Raw genomic sequence first — 19,095 nt, forward strand, 5'->3', positions numbered from 1 at the left:
GTTATTTTTTTAATCAATTAACGAGGTCTTTATAAAATAATACAGGAAGTTGAAAATTATATCAAATAGGATTTCGGAGGTTGTAATTTAATTTTATTTTTGCCTATGCAAAATAACGTACTCATTTTAGATTTCGGATCACAGTATACTCAACTAATTGCTAGAAGAGTTAGAGAACTAAATATTTATTGTGAAATCCACCCGTATAATAAATTACCAGAAAATTTATCAGATTTTAAAGCAGTAGTCCTTTCAGGATCTCCTTTTTCGGTAAGAGGAGAAGATGCTCCACATCCCGATTTATCGGAGATAAGAGGAAAGAAACCTTTATTAGCAGTGTGCTATGGAGCTCAGTACTTAGCTCATTTTAGTGGAGGAGAAGTAGCACCTTCTAATACACGAGAATATGGAAGAGCTAACTTGTCATTCATTAAGGATGGAGAGGAATTTTTTAACGGAATTTCAGTAGGGTCGCAAGTATGGATGAGTCATAGTGATACTATAAAATCATTACCTACAGGGGCTGTTTTGTTAGCGAGTACAGGAGATGTAGCTAATGCAGCTTATAAAATTGAAAATGAAGAAACTTATGCTATTCAGTTCCATCCAGAAGTATATCATTCCACTGATGGTAAACAGTTATTAGATAATTTTCTGATAGGGATTGCAAAAATTCAACCAGATTGGACACCCAACTCGTTCGTAGATACAACAGTAAATGAATTAAAAGAGAAATTAGGGGATGATAAGGTAGTTCTCGGGTTAAGTGGTGGAGTAGATTCTACGGTTGCTGCTGTATTATTGCATAAAGCTATCGGAAGTAATCTTCATTGTATTTTTGTAAATAACGGTCTACTTCGTAAAAATGAGTTTGCGTCTGTATTGCAACAATACGAAGGAATGGGGCTTAATGTAAAAGGAGTAGATGCTTCGGCACGTTTTTTGGAAGCTCTAGCAGGTGAAAGTGATCCAGAAGGAAAACGAAAAATAATAGGAAGAGTTTTTATTGAAGTATTTGATGATGAAGCAAACCAGATAGAAGATGCTAAATGGTTGGCACAAGGGACGATTTACCCAGATGTTATAGAGTCTGTATCTGTTAATGGAGGACCATCAGCAACGATCAAATCTCATCATAATGTTGGAGGATTGCCGGATTTTATGAAACTAAAAGTTGTAGAGCCTCTAAAAATGTTGTTTAAAGATGAAGTAAGAAGAGTGGGAGGTTCTATGGGACTTGATCCAGAACTCCTAGGACGACATCCATTTCCTGGACCTGGATTAGCAATTAGAATATTAGGAGACATAACTCCAGAAAAAGTTAGTATTTTGCAAGAAGTTGATGCTATTTTTATAAATGGTTTAAAAGAAAACGGACTTTATGATAAAGTTTGGCAAGCTGGAGCAATTTTATTGCCAGTACAGAGTGTTGGAGTAATGGGAGATGAAAGAACATATGAAAAATGTGTGGCACTTAGAGCCGTAGAAAGTACAGATGGTATGACTGCAGATTGGGTTAATTTGCCCTATGAGTTTTTGCAAAAAACCTCAAATGAGATAATAAATAAGGTAAAAGGCGTTAATAGAGTAGTATATGATATTAGCTCTAAACCGCCAGCGACTATCGAGTGGGAGTAATATAATAGATCCTTTGGGGATTAGGTTCATTAAAAATAAATCGAATGAAAAAAGTATTGTTGTTCTTTTTTATGATTTTTATAACCACTGTTGGTTTTTCTCAACAGTATAAAAGTCACAAAGTTGTTCAAGGAGAAAATGTATATAGAATTGCAAAAAGATATAATACAACTCCAGAAGCAATTTATAAGATAAACCCAACTGCAAAAGAGGGTATTAAAGAAGGACAAATTCTAGCAATTCCAGTTGTTGACGATCAGGAATATCAGATTCATATTGTTGGGGAAGGAGATACAGTATTTAATTTATCCCAAAAATATAACACAACTCAAGAAGCTATTTATAATTTGAATCCAGATGCAGTAAACGGGATTAATCTAGGTCAAATTCTAAGAGTTGCTGTTTTAAAGAAAAAAGAGGATACCGAAACTTCAACTGAAGTAAGTGATCCTGTTTTAGATAGCATACAACCTTTAGAAGAGATAAAACAAATAATTAGATTTAAAACTCATAAGGTTAGAAGAAAAGAAACCTTATTCGGGATTGCTCAGAAATACGATATTACTATAGATGATATTAAAAAGCATAATAAGCGATTGTATTCAGAGCAAATTCGTAAAAGAGATAAACTAAGAATTCCTGTGTTTGCAGAACAAACTACGGTTTCTAGAGAAATTCCAAAAGATAGTTTAGGTTCTAGAGTTTCTACTACTACTAAATATATTGTTAAGCCCAAAGATACACGATATAGTATAGCAAGAAGACATGGTATTACCGTTGGTGAGCTAAATCAGCTAAATCCCGAAATGGATCCAAATTTTCCTATTGGAATGGAAATTTTAGTTCCTACTACGATATTTGTACCTTTAGGAGAGGTTATCGACGAGGATAAATTTGAATTGTATGAAGTAAAGCCTAAAGAAGGATTTTATAGTGTTCTAAGACGAGCACAAATTTCTTCGGATTCTCTGTTTAGTTTAAATCCTTATGCAAGGGATGGTCTAAAAATAGGAATGGTTTTAACATTACCTAAAAAAGATACTGCAGATTCATTAGCGATAGATTTTCCAGAGAAAAAAATTGTTCCATTGGAGAATATGTTGTCTAACTTTAAGGCTAAAAAGATTGCTATAATGCTACCTTTTGGACTGGATACCTTAGATCTGGAAGCAAGACAACAGACAGAGGATTTCTTGAAAACCAGAGATGCTAGAGGAACCAGAGTTGCCTTGGACTTTTATAAAGGGGTACAAATGGCCATAGATTCTGCTAAAACGAAAGGTCTAAGTATTGATGCAACAGTGTATGATACGCAAAGAAATAAGAATACTGTGCATATCAAACGATTGATTGATCAAAATAACTTCGATGAATTAGATGTTGTGATAGGTCCATTGTATCAAGCAAATGTAGAAGCGGTAGCTGCTGAGTTAAAAAAGTATGAAACACCTGTTATCTCTCCTATTTCCAATAGAGAATCAAAATTATACAGTAATTTCTTTCAAACTATTCCGACAGATGTAATGCTTCAGGATAAAATGATAAATTATGTAGCCAAAGATTCTACCGATAAGAATATTGTTATTATCGTGCAGCAAGGAAAGAAGAAAGGAGAACCAATGAAGCCTAAGCATCAAGAAATCAAGGACAAATTAGTAGCCAAGTTTCCAGATGCAAAAATAGCTAGAATAGAGGAAGGTAATTATGTGTATGAAGTGCATCTAAATAAAGCATTAGCTAAAAATAAACCAAATTGGGTTTTTATTGAATCTGATGATGTAGCTATGATTAGTAATGTTACAACTTTATTAAATGCAAAGGTAGAAAGTCATAAGGTTACATTATTCACAACAGATAAAAATAATGCTTTTGATGATGATAGTGTAAAGAATGAATATTTATCAAATTTACATTTACATTATCCTTCTATTGATAAGGAATATGATAATTACGATGAGACATCAATGACTCCTTTCGTAGCTAGGTATAAGAAAGAATTTGGAACTATTCCTAGTAAATATACCGTACGCGGTTTTGATATTACGTATGATATTTTGATGCGATTGGGATCTGCGGATGATTTATATCACGCAGCTACTTTTGAAGGAACTACGGAGTATGTTGAAAATAAATTTAATTATGCGAAAAAGCTTTTAGGAGGTTATTATAATAAGGCTTCTTACATCATTAAATTTGATGATGAATTAAAATTAACGGTTATCGAATAAAAATTATTTGATCAATAATTAATTTTCTAGAGGTTTTTAGAATCATTTTTTTTATTTTTAGATGCTATTTACAAAGTATTGTTAAAACGTAGATGATACTTTGCACCTAAACTTTGATTAAACTTACAGTTAATTTTAGTCGTGGTACGGAAATTGATATAGTGATTATGGCAATTTTGATAAATCAAAGTTTACACAAAATTTAGATAAATTGTTTCAATTGGGATAGATATAAGATTTTATATCTGAAAACAAATAAGAATCTATTTAAACATACATATGCAATACTTAGCCCCGTATTGTATTTTTGGGTGTTTTTGTGGAAAAATAACAACTTTAGCCGGGCATAATTATTGCAATTATGGGTAAATTTTTTACTATTCTCTTAGTTTTATTTTTTGCTAGTCATGGATATGTAGAGCGTTTTTCTTATGCGGAAAAAAGTAAGTTGGAATGGTCGGATTTTAGGGGAGAACCTAAAATGAACAGTAGTTTTGATGCTAGTGTAAATACCGGAATAACTTATCAATGGTCTATAAGTAAGGATTATGGAAAGATTGAATTAAAATATGAAGTGGACAGTTTCTGTTATCCATCATTATCATGGGTAAAGAGAGGGCAGTTGACTAAATACTTACTAGAGCATGAACAACTGCATTTTGATATTTCGGAGTTGCACGCCAGAATTATGCGCAAAAAATTAAAGGAATATAAGCCTGGAAAGAATGTTCGTAAAGATTTAAATAAAATGTACAAAAGAGTCGAGCGTATGAGGATTAATATGCAAGAACTCTATGATATCGAAACCGAACATTCTAAAAATAAAGTGAATCAAGAAAAATGGGAAAAGAAGGTTAAAAACCTAATGTGGTATTATAGAGCTTATTCTAAATAAATATCCGATGTTATCTCTTTAATGAATTCTCAAACTCAAAAAGACTTTTTAACTAAACTGGCGCATACCAAAATGCCTTTTGGTAAATATAAAGATCGATATCTCATTGATTTGCCAGAATACTATATCGTTTGGTATCATAATAAAGGATTCCCTAAAGGAACACTGGGAGCGCAAATGCAAACAGTTTATGAATTGAAGCTAAATGGACTCGAATACCTAGTCAGAAACATTCAAAAAATGTGATTTTTGAAATTACAATAAGACATAATAACTTAATTGGTTACAAAAAAAAGGGACATATTTATAAAAATACGTCCCTTTCTTTTGTTCTATAAAAATCTAAGTTTATGAAGCAGGTTCTGTTACCTTTTCAAAAATATCAACATCAACTTGGTTTCTAGTTAAATCTTCAAAAGTCTCTCGCTCACGAATCAAATGTGCTTTGTTATTATGCCAAAGTACTTCTGCAGGTCTAAAACGAGAATTATAATTACTAGCCATAGAGAAGCAATAAGCTCCTGCGTTTTTAAAGGCAATAACATCTCCTTCGGTAATTTCTGGAATTCTCCTATTTGTTGCAAAAGTATCTGTCTCACAGATGTAACCTACTACAGAGTAAAAACGCTCCCTTCCATCAGGGTTAGAGATATTTATGATTTCGTGATAAGAGTTATAAAACATCGGTCTGATTAAGTGATTAAAACCACTATCAATACCTGCAAAAACTGTTGAGGTTGTCTGCTTTACAACATTTACTTCAGCAAGAAAATAACCGGACTCACTTACCAAGAACTTACCAGGCTCAAATCCTAGTATTAATTCTTTTCCATATTCCTTACAGAAAGAATTAAAACGTTTGGTTAGTTTCTTACCAAACTCTTCTATATTAGTTTCGATATCACCTTCTTTGTAAGGTACTTTAAAACCACTTCCAAAATCTATAAAATCCAGATTTTTAAAGTGCTTAGCAGTTTCAAATAAGATCTCGCTAGCATAAAGAAAAACGTCAATATCTAAAATATCACTACCCGTATGCATGTGGATACCATTAATATTCATGCCAGTATTCTCTACAATTCTTAGGATATGAGGAATTTGATGTATCGAAATTCCAAATTTACTATCGATATGACCAACAGAAATTTTACTATTACCACCTGCCATTACATGCGGATTAATACGAATGCAAACAGGTACATCTGGATGTTTCGTTCCAAATTGTTCTAAAATGGATAAGTTATCGATGTTAATCTGAACTCCCATCGAAGAAACTTGTTCAATTTCCTCTAAAGACACTCCGTTTGGAGTAAATATGATGTTAGCAGGAGCTACACCAGCGGCAAGTCCAAGTTTTACTTCTTGAATTGATACTGTGTCTAATCCAGCGCCTAACGAATTCATTAACTTTAGTATCGCAATATTAGATAACGCTTTGACTGCATAGTTAAGTTTCAAATGTTTCACCTGTTTAAAAGCATTAGTAAGACGCTCATACTGTGAAACAATTTTTTCGGAGTCATACACATATACTGGACTCCCAAACTCTTTTGCGATTGCTAATAAATTTGTGTTTTCCATTTTACTTTAATTTGGCTTACGAAATTACCATTTTTACTAGAGATTATCTCTAGGCGGCGCGTAATTAGTATAAAATTATGTAAACCTAAAAAAAAACGATGCTAAATAACGAATTTTCGATTTTTGAACAGATATTATACACAAGCTAGTTGTTTATTTAGTATTTTTAAAAGAAAAAATGCTAGCACTCTTTCCTTTACAATTAGTCGTATATCCAGGAGAGCGTTTACCACTTCATATCTTCGAACAACGATATCAACAATTGATTGCAGATTGCGAAGAAGATGGAATTTCTTTTGGTGTACCCACTTTTATAGATAAAAAACTAGAATATGGTACTGAAGTAACATTACAAAAGGTAGAAAAAAGATACCCGAATGGAGCAAGTGATGTTGTTTGTACTGGTACAAGAGTTTTTAGGATTAAAAGTTTTTACCCTCAATTACCGGGTAAGTTATATGCTGGTGGTGAGGTAGAGTATATGGAGGATAATGAAAACGGAGTAGAAGAGTTACAAGAAGAATTATTAAAGAATATTGCAATCTTATATATAGAACTTACCATAGAAAAACCTCCAATTTTTAATATTCCATTTGTAAGTTATCAAGTAGCTCATAAAGTCGGTTTGGCGCTACATCAAGAATATCATTTATTAAAGCTCAGAAGCGAGTTTGAACGCCTTAATTATTTAATAGGACATCTTAAAGTTACAATTCCTGTTGTTAGAGAAATGAATAGAGCTAAAGAAGTCATTAAAATGAATGGGCATTTTAAGAATTTTGATCCATTGGATTTTGATGATTTTAAACTTTAAAGAAATCTAAATTCATTTTCGAAGAATTTTCGAGGCTATTTTTTGGGATAACATAATACCAGTTTCTATATAACTTTTTTTACTAGAAAAGATTGGCACAGTATCTTCACTTTTCCTATTTTTGGGACTCCTATAGAAAAGGTAAAAAATAAGACTATGAACTTACACGAATATCAGGGTAAAGAGATATTAAGTAGCTTTGGAGTGCGTATCCAGCGTGGTATTGTTGCACAAAATGCTAAAGAAGCAGTAGCTGCTGCAAAACAATTAACTGCTGAAACAGGTACTGGTTGGCACGTAATAAAAGCTCAAGTACACGCTGGAGGTAGAGGAAAAGGTGGAGGTGTAAAACTTGCTAAAAATCTTCAGGAAGTAGAAGAAATAGCAGGTCAAATCATCGGAATGAACTTAATTACACCTCAAACTTCTGCAGAAGGAAAAAAAGTACATCAAGTATTGATTGCAGAAGATGTGTATTATCCAGGTGATAGTGAACCAGATGAGTTTTACATGTCTGTATTACTAAATCGTACTACAGGAAGAAATATGATTATGTATTCTACCGAAGGTGGAATGGATATCGAAACTGTTGCAGAAGAAACTCCTCATTTAATATTTACAGAAGAAATAGATCCTGCTGTTGGATTATTGCCATTTCAGGCTAGACGTGTAGCTTTTAATCTTGGATTAAGCGGTGCTGCGTTTAAGGAAATGACAAAATTTGTGATGGCTTTGTATACTGCTTATGTAAAATCAGATTCTTCATTATTCGAAATTAATCCAGTATTAAAGACGAGTGATGATAAAATCATGGCGGTAGACGCAAAAGTAACTATCGATGATAATGCTTTATATCGTCACAAGAACTACGTAGACATGCGTGACATCCGCGAAGAGAATCCAATAGAAGTAGAAGCTAACGAAGTTGGTCTAAACTACGTGGATCTAGACGGTAATGTAGGTTGTATGGTAAATGGTGCAGGACTCGCAATGGCTACTATGGATTTGATCAAACAAGCTGGTGGAGAACCTGCTAATTTCTTAGACGTTGGAGGTACAGCAGATGCCAAGCGTGTAGAAGAAGCTTTTAGAATTATTCTTAAAGATCCTAATGTAAAAGCAATATTGATCAATATCTTTGGAGGAATTGTTCGTTGTGATAGAGTAGCACAAGGTGTAGTAGACGCTTATAAAAATATGGGTGACGCAATCAATGTTCCAATTATTGTTCGTTTACAAGGAACCAATGCAGATATCGCAAAAGAATTAATAGATAATAGTGGATTGGATGTACAGAGTGCTGTATTATTCCAAGAAGCAGCTGATAAAGTTCAGGCTGTATTAGCATAAATATTATACTAAATAGTTTACAATAAAAAGAAGCGATCCAATGTATTGGATCGCTTCTTTTTACTTTACAGAAACCTATGAATGATGACATAAGAAATATTGTAGCTAAACTAGATATGAAACCTCATCCTGAAGGAGGATTTTATAAAGAAACATATCGTAGTGATGGAGTAATTCCAAAAAATGCTTTAGAAGATAAATTTTCTGGAGCTCGTAACTATTGTACAGGGATTTATTTCTTATTAACATCAGAGAATTTTTCCGCTTTTCACCGTATACAACAAGATGAAATGTGGCATTTTTACGGAGGTAGTTCTCTATACGTACATGTTATTGATGCTAACGGATTATATACATGTCATGCTGTGGGAATGAATCTTGATGAAGGAGAGAAGCCTCAGTTAGTAGTTCCAGCAGGTTGTTGGTTTGCGTCTAGTGTGAAAGAAAATAATCATTATTCTTTTGTGGGTTGTACGGTTTCGCCAGGATTTGATTTCGAAGATTTTGAATTGGCCGAAAGAAACAAATTAATACAAGAATTTCCAGCTCATAAAGAAACTATTACCAAGTATACTAGAGCTTAAACTTTGTACTATCAATTTACTTAAATTAATGGTAAAGGAATGTAAAAACTATTGAAAGGCATTTTAATTATGTACTTTTAATAATTAATTTAAAAACAAAATAGACTTTTAATACTTGTATGATTATAGAAAAACATAAGTTAAGTGTTTTAAAGTCTTAAAAATATCAGAATAAAAGATATGATACCAGAAATAGAGAAATCATTAAATGATCAAGTGCGTTATGAAGCTACCGCTTCTGCTCAATATCTGTCTATGGCATGTTGGGCAGATGTAAATGGATATAATGGCATTGCGGACTTCTTTTATACGCAATCAGAAGAAGAGCGAGTACATATGACAAAATTGGTAAAGTTTATTAATGAGAGAAATGGACAAGCTGTAATTCCCGCTATAGAAAAACCAAGAGATGATTTTAAATCATTAAGAGAGTTATTCGAAATTTTTCTTGAAAGTGAAGAGTTTGTGACCGCGCAAATTAATAATGTTATCTTTCAATGCTTAGAGCATAAGGACTATAACGTACATAATTTTATGCAATGGTATGTGGCAGAACAATTAGAGGAAGAAGCTGTAGCAAGAACTCTTCTAGATAAATTAAAAATTATAGGAGAAGATAAGTCTGGACATTATTTGTTCGATAGAGATATCAATACTTTTCAAATTGGTGATAAGCAAGAAGAGTAGTAATATTACTGATTGTTAATAACTTAATAAACAAAAATTAAAGATTCTTTTCCTAAGAGTCTTTTTTTTATATTTTTGTACTTTATTTAGATTCAATAAAAATTAGTAAGTAGTGCAAAGTTCAGGAATTCCATCTTTATATTCGCCATGTGCCTCAATGAATTGTGAAGTAAGTTGTGGTGGTAAGAAGAAAAAATGTTGTAAGAAATATAAGAAGAAAGGAAAGACAAATTGTAAAAGGTGTCCTAAGCTATAACAGATAGTAATACGGAACAATAATCGCTACAAATACAAAAAACACATTAGTATTGATAAGCACGCTATTTGCGTGTTTTTTTGTATTATGAATTTTAAAAAGAAAGTTGTTCTTTTCATTGTTTCTAGGAGGCCTATTTCTTTAATCTTTAAGAATCGTTAAAAATTGAATTTAAAGGAATAGTTTTTAGTAATCTTTTTTAGATTTGTATAGCTCCCAATCTATAGAACTTGATACTATATTTAATAAAGATATTCATGATCAAGTATTTAGTTTTATTAGGTTTGTTTTTTTCGATATCAATAAACGGACAAGAAAGTCAGTTTAGTAAATTGATCGAAAGTTTTTCAGAACCTCAAAAGAATATTCCCCAAGATTTAGCTTTACAATATTTCGATTTCAAACCTACAGAGAGAGCAAGTAATCTCTTAACTGGAAATGTGGTTGTACGCACAAAATCATATATTATTGTATCTACAGTTTTAAAATGTAATATAGGAACCAATTGTGAACAATCATCTTTAACATCATTTACTCCAGAAGGAAAGCGTATAGCTACCATTGCATATGAAAGAGTTGTTGCCGACTGTTCTTTCAATGACGCTAGAACTTCTGTTTTTGTATCAGATGACTTATTAGTATTTAAAGAAACAAGAGAAAAGTTGGATTGTATTGGAGATGGAAAACAAGTTGGTCTCAAAGAGTGGTTAGAGTTTCAACCTATAAAAAAAGATGGTAGCTTTTCAAAGCCTTATACAGACATTAAGGCAATTGAAAGAGAGAATTACATATTTTCTCATCGCATATTTAAAAAAGAAGAGCTTGATTTTAAAACAGAAGAAGAATTAGCGATTATTAAAAACGAGATTTTTGCATCTCATGGATACATGTTTACCAAGAAGAAATGGCAAGACTATTTTGAGTCTAAATCTTGGTATATGCCTACAAATAAAGACGCAGCTGATAAACTTACCGACATAGAAAAAAGTAATGTAGCACTTATTCTAAGTATCAAACAATGAGGATTACTGGTATTATTGCCTCCTTATTATTGTCTGTTATATGTTATGGTCAGACCAAAACCATTCATGTATTTGTAGCTTTGTGTGATAATGCTAATCAGGGTATTGTGCCAGTTCCAGAACGTATAGGAAATGGACAGGACCCTAAACATAATTTATATTGGGGAGCAGGTTATGGTGTTAAGACTTTTTTTAAAGTAAAAACCAAGGATTGGACGTTAATTAAAAAAATAACAGCTAAGGATGCTAATATTTTAGAAAGATTATTATTCAAGCATGCTACAAAAGATGTCTATTTATTAGCGGATGCCTATGATGGTGCGAAAATAAAAACTACTATAGAAGATTTTCTAAAATCATCAAACGGCCAATTGCCATTAGAAATAGAAGAGAATAGTCGTACCTTACATTTTGGAGGAAATGCTGATCTTTTAGCATATGTCGGTCACGATGGCTTAATGGATTTTGATGTTTCAATCAATTATGAAAATTCATCTAGTAGTAGTAAAAAAGATGTAATCATCCTTGCCTGTTTTAGCAAGCCTTATTTTTCTCCTGAGATTAAAAAGGCAAAAGCAAATCCTATTTTGTGGACTACTCATTTAATGGCTCCCGAAGCATATACTCTAAAAGCTGCTATCGATGGATGGATTCTCGATGAATCTGGTAAGCAAATAGATGAACGAGCAGCGCAATCCTATCATAAATATCAGAAATGTGGTATACGAGGAGCGAGAAATTTGTTTACCACTGGTTTTTGATTTTGTATTCCACTAGAAACCATTTTTTTAGATTCCCTTTTTTCAGGGAGTAATTGGATTCTATTTTACTATATTTTTGATTAAAACCTAATAGTAGATGGATCATGTTTTTATGATTCCTCTTTTTTTTACCTATATTTCTATAATGAATATTGTTATTCAATACTCATTTTATATCTAAACAACAATGGCTGATAATCAAAAGTATATAAATGAATTGCTTCAGAAGCTAGCGATACTGTCCAGAAAGCAGGAAGAATTTCGAAGAGAAATACTGAATCTTAAACAGGAAATTCTAGATCTTAAAAATGCTGAAGATCGAGCAAAACAAATAGCTACATCCGATAGCAAAAACTTAAGTCAAGTACAACCGTTAGAAAGTCGACCTCAAAATATTTCTGAAAGTATAAAGGAAAAAAAGTCAGCACCTTTATCAGCACCACAACCTAAAAGTGTACTAAATCCGATTAGTAAACCTAAAGAAAAATCAAATTGGGAAAAATTTGTGGGAGAAAATCTCATTAGTAAGATCGGAGTTATTATTCTTATCATAGGTGTGGCTATAGGAGGCAAATATTCTATAGAGAATGATCTTATCAGTCCGCTTACACGAATTATATTAGGGTATTGTACAGGTATAGCTTTGATCGCTATTGGAATGAAACTCAAAAAAAAGTATGAAAACTTTAGTGCTGTTTTAGTAAGTGGTGCTATGACAATACTGTATTTTATAACGTTTTTGGCTTATAGTCTATATGATCTTATTCCACAATTGTTTGCGTTTGCCCTAATGGTATTATTCACAATTTTTACAGTATTCGCAGCTATACAATATAACAGACAAGTAATCGCCCATATTGGTTTGGTTGGTGCCTATGCAGTACCTTTTTTGCTAAGTGATGGATCAGGAAGGGTTGCCATTCTATTTAGTTACGTGACTATTATCAATATTGGAATCTTAATACTTTCTTTTAAAAAATATTGGAAGTCCCTTTATTATTCTTCCTTTTTACTTACTTGGTTGATATATTTTAGCTGGTATGCAGTGAAGTATGAAACCAGCCTTCATTTCGCATTAGCGTTTACATTCTTATTCGTTTTTTTTATCATCTTCTATCTCATATTCCTTTTGTATAAATTGAATAGAAAAGAAAAATTCGGTACTACAGATGTATTACTACAATTGGCTAATGCCTTTATTTTTTATGGAATAGGTTGTTCCATACTGAGTGATCATGAGGTTGGTAAAGAGTTATTAGGATTGTTTACGATTGGAAATGCGCTTATACATTTTGTAGTTAGTGTGATGATATACAGATTAAAATTAGCCGATCGAAATCTGTTTTATTTTGTTTCTGGTTTGGTACTTGTTTTCATTAGTATCGCTTTTCCTGTGCAGTTAGATGGAAATTGGGTGACTTTATTATGGGCAACAGAAGCGGTATTGCTTTTCTGGATAGGTAGAACTAAAAAAGTACCGATTTATGAAAAATTAGCATATCCTGTCATTGCTCTTACTTTTTTTAGTTTGTTACAAGATTGGTGGAGGTATTATGCAGAATATTCATATGATACTATTGAAATTGTAACGACACCTATTTTTAATATTTCTGTACTTACATCTTTATTGTGTGCAGCTTCTTTTGGGTACATACTTTTTCTGCATCGTAATGATTCATATCCTTTTCCATGGTTAAAATATAAAACTTGGTATCAGTTGATTTCTCTATGGGTTTCTGCAATGTTTTTATTTGTTGTGTATATGACATTTTTCCTAGAGATTATAGATTATTACGAGACTTTAGCATACGATAAACAAGATTTCATGGGAGTTTGGCTTATAAACTATACGCTAGCTTTTCTTTCTATCATATCATTTCTAAATATCACAAAGCTTAAAAATATGATCTTTGGTTACATTAATATTGCGCTTAACTTGTTTGCACTATTAATGTTTCTTACTTCTGGATTATACCTGCTTAGTGAACTAAGGGATGTTTATCTGGATCCATCATTACTGGAATCTGGAGAAGCGAGTTCGTTTCATATAGGAATTCGTTATATCTCATTAGTTTTCTGTGCCATACTAATGTGGGCTTTATATACATACGCTAGACAACGGTTCTTAAATACGTCATTGATAGTTTTGATAGATGTTGTTCTGCAAATCACTATCATTTGGATTTTGAGTAGCGAACTAATTCATTGGTTAGATATAGCTGGATATACATCTTCTGATAAATTAGGATTAAGTATACTTTGGGGGATATACTCTTTATTCCTTATAGTTATGGGGTTCTGGAAGAAAATAAAGCATATGCGTGTAATGGCATTTATATTATTCGGAATCACTCTTGTTAAACTATTCTTATACGATATCGCACATCTAAATACGATTTCTAAAACGATTGTCTTTGTATCCTTAGGGATTCTGTTGTTGATCATTTCTTTCTTATACAATAAATACAAACATATAATTACTGATGAGGTTAAAGATTAGTTTAGTTCTAGGTATATTAGTTTTCTCCTGTGTTCAGCTTTATGCGCAGATAGGTAAGTATAACTATAAACGAGAGTTGTTAGGAGTTTCTGAGGATTGGCATTCCATTATGATACAAGATGAAATGTATGCAAAGCTCTCTTCGAACCTTTCTGATATTAGAATTTATGGTATTACCGCTTCAAAAGATACTATTGAAGCTCCTTATATCTTGAAGAAGAATGAACCTAAAACTATTCATAAGAAAGTTGATTTTGAAATATTAAATACGGCTAGAACTGTCAATGGAACTTTTGTTACTTATAAAGTACCAATAGATCAGATGATTAACCAGATACGTTTAGATTTTGATCAAACTAATTTTGATACAAGATTATCGGTTGAAGGAAGTCAAGATTTAAAGTCTTGGTTTACTATAGTAGATGATTATCGTGTTTTATCAATAAATAATGAATTAACTTCTTATAGTTTTACCACTGTAAAGTTCTCGAATTCAAAATACCAATACTATAGGATATTGGTTAAAGGAGATGATGTTCCTAAAATTGCCGGTGCTCAGATAAATTTTAAAGAAACAAAGACGGGTGATTACAATGTGTACAGAAATAAGTCTTTAGAAATAAAAGAGGAGAAAGAAAATAAAACAACGGTAATTGATATTGCGCTAGACACTCCAGTACCTGTAAATAAGGTGAAAATAAAAGTGAATAATACTTTTGACTACTACAGACCTGTTAGACTGGAATATATTTCTGATAGCACAAAAATTGAAAATGGTTGGAGGTATCGTTACGGCAAGTTAACTTCTGGAGTAATTAATTCCATAGAAGAAAATGAATTTGATTTTAGAAGTGAGATTGGACAGCGATTCCGAATTACAATTAGTAATTATGATAATCAACCTTTGGATATTCAGGCTGTCGAGATATTAGGAGTAAGTCATGAATTGATTGCTCGATTTACTACTCCAGCAACATACTATCTTACTTATGGAAATAAATCTTCCAATATACCATCCTATGATCTCAAGTATATGACCGAAAAAATTCCTATTGATTTAAAAAGTTTAGGCTTGGGTGAAGAAAAAAGTATTCCAAAAATATCTGAAAAGAAGGTGGAGCCTCTCTTTACAAATAAGGCTTGGCTTTGGGGAATTATGTTGGTAATTATTCTCATATTGGGTAGTTTCACACTAATGATGATGAAAAAGAAGTAAAGGATTTTAGTAGCGGTTCAGGGAAGTTTTCAAAAAATATATTTTTTTTTAAAAAAATGTCCAAATACTTCTAATCATTTCGTCATAGCACCATATAAACCATAAATAAATAAAATTATGAAACAATTTGTGTTCCTTTTTAAAGGTGGAGATGAAGTTTGGGATTCCAAAACTGAAGAAGAACAAAATGCCCATATGGGGGAATGGATGGAGTGGATCGGAAAAATTTCTGAACAAGAAAAATATGCTGGAGGAGAGCGTTTATATCCTGCAGTAAAAACCATTCATCCTGGAGGTACAAAAGTAACTGATAGATTTCTTGTGGAAGCCAAAGAAATAATAGGAGGTTATATTGTAGTAAAGGCTGCATCGATGGAAGAAGCAACCGAAATGGCAAAAGGTTGTCCTGGGTTACAATGGGAATCCTCGGTAGAAGTAAGAGAAGTTTGGCCAGACGAAGCTTAAAATAGATATGATATGAAATGAGCCATAGCATTTTGGGGACACCCAGTAAAATCAACATTGGCGAATTCCATTAGACAATTGAAGAAAAATAAAACAAGAACAGATGAAAGAGTTTTTAATGCTTATAAGAGGAGGTCAAGAAGGATATCAATCTGCATCACCTAATGAGATGCAAAAAAATATGGAGCACTGGCAAAAATGGATGGCTGGACTTGCTAAAGAAGAAAGATTAGTAGGTGGGCAACCTTTAGTCAATAAAGGAAATACTTTAACAGGTAGTAAAAAAGCACTTACTGATCGCCCATTTGCTGAAGGAAAGGAATTGGTAGGTGGATATCTATTAATTAAAGCCGAATCCCTTGCCGAAGCTACAGAAATCGCAAAAGGATGTCCAAGTTTTGAGTATGATTGTAGTGTCGAAGTGCGCGAAATAGCTCCAGTTGGATAATATTCGTTGTTTTTTGAAATCGAAAGAAAACATACATGATACTTTAAACCATCTTTTCAGACAGGAGTCTGGAAAGATGGTTGCTGTTTTAGTAAAGATTTTTGGTATAGAGAATTTGGAAATTGCAGAAGATGTAGTGCAAGATGCCTTGGTAAGTGCTCTAGAGACTTGGAAGTTTAGAGGAATACCAGACAATCCAAAAGCTTGGTTATATAGGACTGCCCGAAATAAGGCTATTGATATTATTAGAAGAAAAAAGCATAGTAAAACTATTGATTTTTCTGATCCAGAAAGAAAGCTATTGACCTCTGAATTTACTCTAAGTAGTACGATGGATAATTTTTGGAAAGAGGAATATATAAAAGATGATTTCTTAGCAATGATGTATGCTTGTTGTCACCCAGATATTTCTCCAGAAAATCAAATTACTTTTATATTAAAATCTCTTTGCGGATTTAGTACCAAAGAAGTTGCAAAATCTTTTCTTACATCAGAAGATACCATTTCTAAGAGAATATATCGCACAAAAGAGCATTTTAGGAAACATCAAATACGTCCTGAGATTCCTTCATCCGAAGAGATTACCTCTAAAACCACAGTGGTGTTAAATACGATTTATCTAATATTTAATGAGGGGTATAATTCTACGCATCATGATCAATTAATCAGAAAAGATATCATCTCTCAGGCCCTATGGTTATGTAAGTCTTTGCTGGATACTGAACTCACACAATTACCCAAAGTTTATGCTTTAATGGCATTAATGCTTTTTCATACAGCACGATTAGATAGCCGACTTAGTGATCAAGGAGAATTGATTTTACTTTCTGATCAAGATAGAACCATATGGAATGAAGAGTTAATTGCGCAAGGAATCCGATATTTAAATCAATCTGCTTTTGGGGAATCTTTATCTACCTATCATTTAGAAGCAGCAATTGCTTATAAGCATTGTATAGCTGAGAACTATGAAACTACGGACTGGAAAGAAATATTAAAGTACTATGATCTTTTATTAAAGATTAAGAATGACCCAATTGTTTCTCTTAATCGATGCTTGGTTATCTTAGAATTGTATGGAGCAGAAGAAGCGCTAAATGCCATAAAATCCATTAAAGATCAGAAATTATTGGAAAAATATTACCTCTACCATGCAACTCTGGGAGATATTTATCAACAGTTGATACAACCAAATATCGCAGTCGGATATTATCAAAATGCAATGAAACTCACCCAATCTGCACCAGAAAAACAACTATTAAAGAGCAAAATAGGTAAAATGTTGAACTAAATATTTCTAAGAAAAATTATTGGCAATCTTTCATAGATTCATAATAACTTCTATATTCTTCGTAGGTAATTTTTTTTCTTCCTTTTTCTAGAGTAATTGTATTTTGGTTCGAAAAGTCAGAGTAGGGTAGTACTTTTTTCGGAAATCCGTCAATTACTATTTCAAAATAGCTGTTTTCCGAAATTTTACTAGTATTTATTTCTATAGTAAACTTTCCGTCGTAATCAGTAAATGCGTAGGCGCAAGAAGAGTCTGATATTTGTAGTTTTACCACGGCAATGGGTACAATAGATCCATCAGGTTTCTGAATCGTTCCTTCAATTTTTTGAAGTCCTCCAGAAACAGTAGGAGTATCAGGAGCTTGCGACAAAACTTGTGGTTGTTCTTCTGTTCTCGTGTTAGCCGCAAGATCTTCAATTGTCCAATTATCTAATTTTTTACCTTTCTTATATTCTCCTTTTACAATAACACCAGAAGCATCCTGTCTCCAATAATCTCCATGTTTTTTGCCGTTTTTATAATTGATCTTCTCTTTAGATCCTCCTTTTGAGACATTCCATAAACCTTCTTTTAAGCCTTTTTCGTAATATCCTTCTTCTGTAAAAGTGAAACCATTATCAGAATTATAATAATATCCATTTCTTACATTATCCTCATAATTTTCTATAGTAGACAGATCTAAAGTTCCTTTTTTTCTAAATATTAAAAAATGAACCCATTCTCCATGTTTTTTTCCTTTTTGATATTCTATTTTATGGATACCTATTAGTTTTTTGTCTTTAAATTCTCTTACGTAATATTTACCGTGAAGTTCGTTTTCCTCTTCAGGGTTTAATAAGTCATCATATTCTTTTTTTGTTAACTCGATATATCCACCTTCTACTGGTGTTTGAGCATTCATACCAGAATGAAATATTCCTGATAGTATGAGTAAGATTAGAATTTTTTTCATGATTAGTGCGTTCAATTATGTGATTTTCCCGTGATCACTAAAGTTAATTTTTTTTGCTGTTATTTCAAATAAACCCTATACATAAACTAGGATTCATTTTATTTAGAGATCAAAAACAATACCAATTTGTTACCTTTGAGTCGTCCTAAAATAGGTTGACAATTTTACAAGATTTTATTTAATCCCTTGAAGCTAGCTTCAAGGGGTTTTTTGTTATGTATAAAGTTAGGTGTTTTTAAGTTAAGACTCCAGTGTGGTCTTTTGTTATTATAAGTTTCTATAGATTGTTCAATTAATTTTGTTAGTTCTTTTCCATTATTGCAAATGTTAATCAAAAACTCACCTTTCAATATGCCATTGATTCGTTCAGCAATTGCATTTTGATAACAATCATATCCATCAGTCAT

Annotated in this window: 18 protein-coding genes; 15 read left to right on the forward strand and 3 right to left on the reverse strand. The window is 32.3% G+C overall.

The genetic code is table 11. The features are described from left to right. Positions 1-105 precede the first annotated feature (105 nt). From guaA to ACWNT5_RS09255, 4 genes are all read left to right on the forward strand, one after another. Complete coding sequence (guaA, locus tag ACWNT5_RS09240) at positions 106-1,638, forward strand: glutamine-hydrolyzing GMP synthase (protein ID WP_299606810.1); 1,533 nt, start codon at positions 106-108, stop codon at positions 1,636-1,638. A 44-nt stretch (positions 1,639-1,682) separates the two neighbouring features. Then, entirely contained in the window at positions 1,683-3,866 is a 2,184-nt protein-coding gene (locus ACWNT5_RS09245) for a LysM peptidoglycan-binding domain-containing protein (RefSeq protein ID WP_299606812.1), read from the forward strand. Between the two features lie 361 nt (positions 3,867-4,227). Then, on the forward strand, positions 4,228-4,761 hold the full coding sequence (locus ACWNT5_RS09250) for a DUF922 domain-containing protein (protein WP_299606814.1): 534 nt from the start codon (positions 4,228-4,230) through the stop codon (positions 4,759-4,761). A gap of 21 nt (positions 4,762-4,782) precedes the next feature. Next, a complete protein-coding gene (locus ACWNT5_RS09255; protein WP_456517176.1) occupies positions 4,783-5,007 on the forward strand; it encodes a DUF3820 family protein in 225 nt (74 codons plus the stop codon). A 102-nt stretch (positions 5,008-5,109) separates the two neighbouring features. Here the strand turns inward: ACWNT5_RS09255 and lysA are convergent, their stop codons facing one another. After that, positions 5,110-6,342: a diaminopimelate decarboxylase gene (lysA, locus tag ACWNT5_RS09260; RefSeq protein WP_456517177.1), complete on the reverse strand. Its 1,233-nt coding sequence runs from the start codon at positions 6,340-6,342 to the stop codon at positions 5,110-5,112. 178 nt (positions 6,343-6,520) lie between these two features. Between lysA and ACWNT5_RS09265 the strand changes: the two genes are divergently transcribed. From ACWNT5_RS09265 to ACWNT5_RS09315, 11 genes are all read left to right on the forward strand, one after another. Continuing rightward, entirely contained in the window at positions 6,521-7,156 is a 636-nt protein-coding gene (locus ACWNT5_RS09265) for an LON peptidase substrate-binding domain-containing protein (protein ID WP_299606818.1), read from the forward strand. A gap of 156 nt (positions 7,157-7,312) precedes the next feature. Continuing rightward, positions 7,313-8,506 (forward strand): ADP-forming succinate--CoA ligase subunit beta, encoded by a 1,194-nt coding sequence (gene sucC, locus ACWNT5_RS09270; RefSeq protein WP_299898970.1) that lies wholly within the window; start codon positions 7,313-7,315, stop codon positions 8,504-8,506. A 77-nt stretch (positions 8,507-8,583) separates the two neighbouring features. Beyond that, on the forward strand, positions 8,584-9,090 hold the full coding sequence (locus ACWNT5_RS09275) for a cupin domain-containing protein (RefSeq protein ID WP_456517178.1): 507 nt from the start codon (positions 8,584-8,586) through the stop codon (positions 9,088-9,090). A 180-nt stretch (positions 9,091-9,270) separates the two neighbouring features. Beyond that, a complete protein-coding gene (locus ACWNT5_RS09280; RefSeq protein ID WP_299898973.1) occupies positions 9,271-9,777 on the forward strand; it encodes a ferritin in 507 nt (168 codons plus the stop codon). 513 nt (positions 9,778-10,290) lie between these two features. Continuing rightward, positions 10,291-11,055, forward strand: a complete 765-nt coding sequence (locus tag ACWNT5_RS09285; RefSeq protein WP_456517179.1) for a YARHG domain-containing protein — start codon at positions 10,291-10,293, stop codon at positions 11,053-11,055. Then, positions 11,052-11,816, forward strand: a complete 765-nt coding sequence (locus ACWNT5_RS09290) for a hypothetical protein (protein ID WP_456517180.1) — start codon at positions 11,052-11,054, stop codon at positions 11,814-11,816. Before ACWNT5_RS09285 ends, ACWNT5_RS09290 begins: the two co-directional genes overlap by 4 nt. Positions 11,817-12,003: 187 nt before the next feature. Beyond that, positions 12,004-14,316, forward strand: coding sequence for a DUF2339 domain-containing protein (locus ACWNT5_RS09295; RefSeq protein ID WP_456517181.1), 2,313 nt, complete (start codon positions 12,004-12,006; stop codon positions 14,314-14,316). After that, a complete protein-coding gene (locus ACWNT5_RS09300; protein ID WP_456517182.1) occupies positions 14,300-15,532 on the forward strand; it encodes a DUF3999 family protein in 1,233 nt (410 codons plus the stop codon). The genes ACWNT5_RS09295 and ACWNT5_RS09300 overlap by 17 nt, the downstream gene beginning before the upstream one ends. A gap of 117 nt (positions 15,533-15,649) precedes the next feature. Then, positions 15,650-15,997, forward strand: a complete 348-nt coding sequence (locus ACWNT5_RS09305; protein ID WP_343913506.1) for a YciI family protein — start codon at positions 15,650-15,652, stop codon at positions 15,995-15,997. Positions 15,998-16,100: 103 nt separating this feature from the next. Further along, positions 16,101-16,445 (forward strand): YciI family protein, encoded by a 345-nt coding sequence (locus ACWNT5_RS09310; RefSeq protein ID WP_456517183.1) that lies wholly within the window; start codon positions 16,101-16,103, stop codon positions 16,443-16,445. 13 nt (positions 16,446-16,458) lie between these two features. Beyond that, a complete protein-coding gene (locus tag ACWNT5_RS09315; protein ID WP_456517184.1) occupies positions 16,459-17,736 on the forward strand; it encodes an RNA polymerase sigma factor in 1,278 nt (425 codons plus the stop codon). A gap of 16 nt (positions 17,737-17,752) precedes the next feature. On the opposite strand, the gene ACWNT5_RS09320 is transcribed toward ACWNT5_RS09315, so the two are convergent. Together ACWNT5_RS09320 and ACWNT5_RS09325 are read right to left on the reverse strand one after the other, a co-directional pair. Next, on the reverse strand, positions 17,753-18,688 hold the full coding sequence (locus tag ACWNT5_RS09320) for a hypothetical protein (protein ID WP_456517185.1): 936 nt from the start codon (positions 18,686-18,688) through the stop codon (positions 17,753-17,755). Between the two features lie 164 nt (positions 18,689-18,852). Beyond that, a partial coding sequence (locus ACWNT5_RS09325; protein ID WP_456517186.1) for an integrase core domain-containing protein occupies positions 18,853-19,095 on the reverse strand: 243 nt, incomplete at its 5' end.

Source organism: Aquimarina sp. 433 (assembly GCF_054054605.1).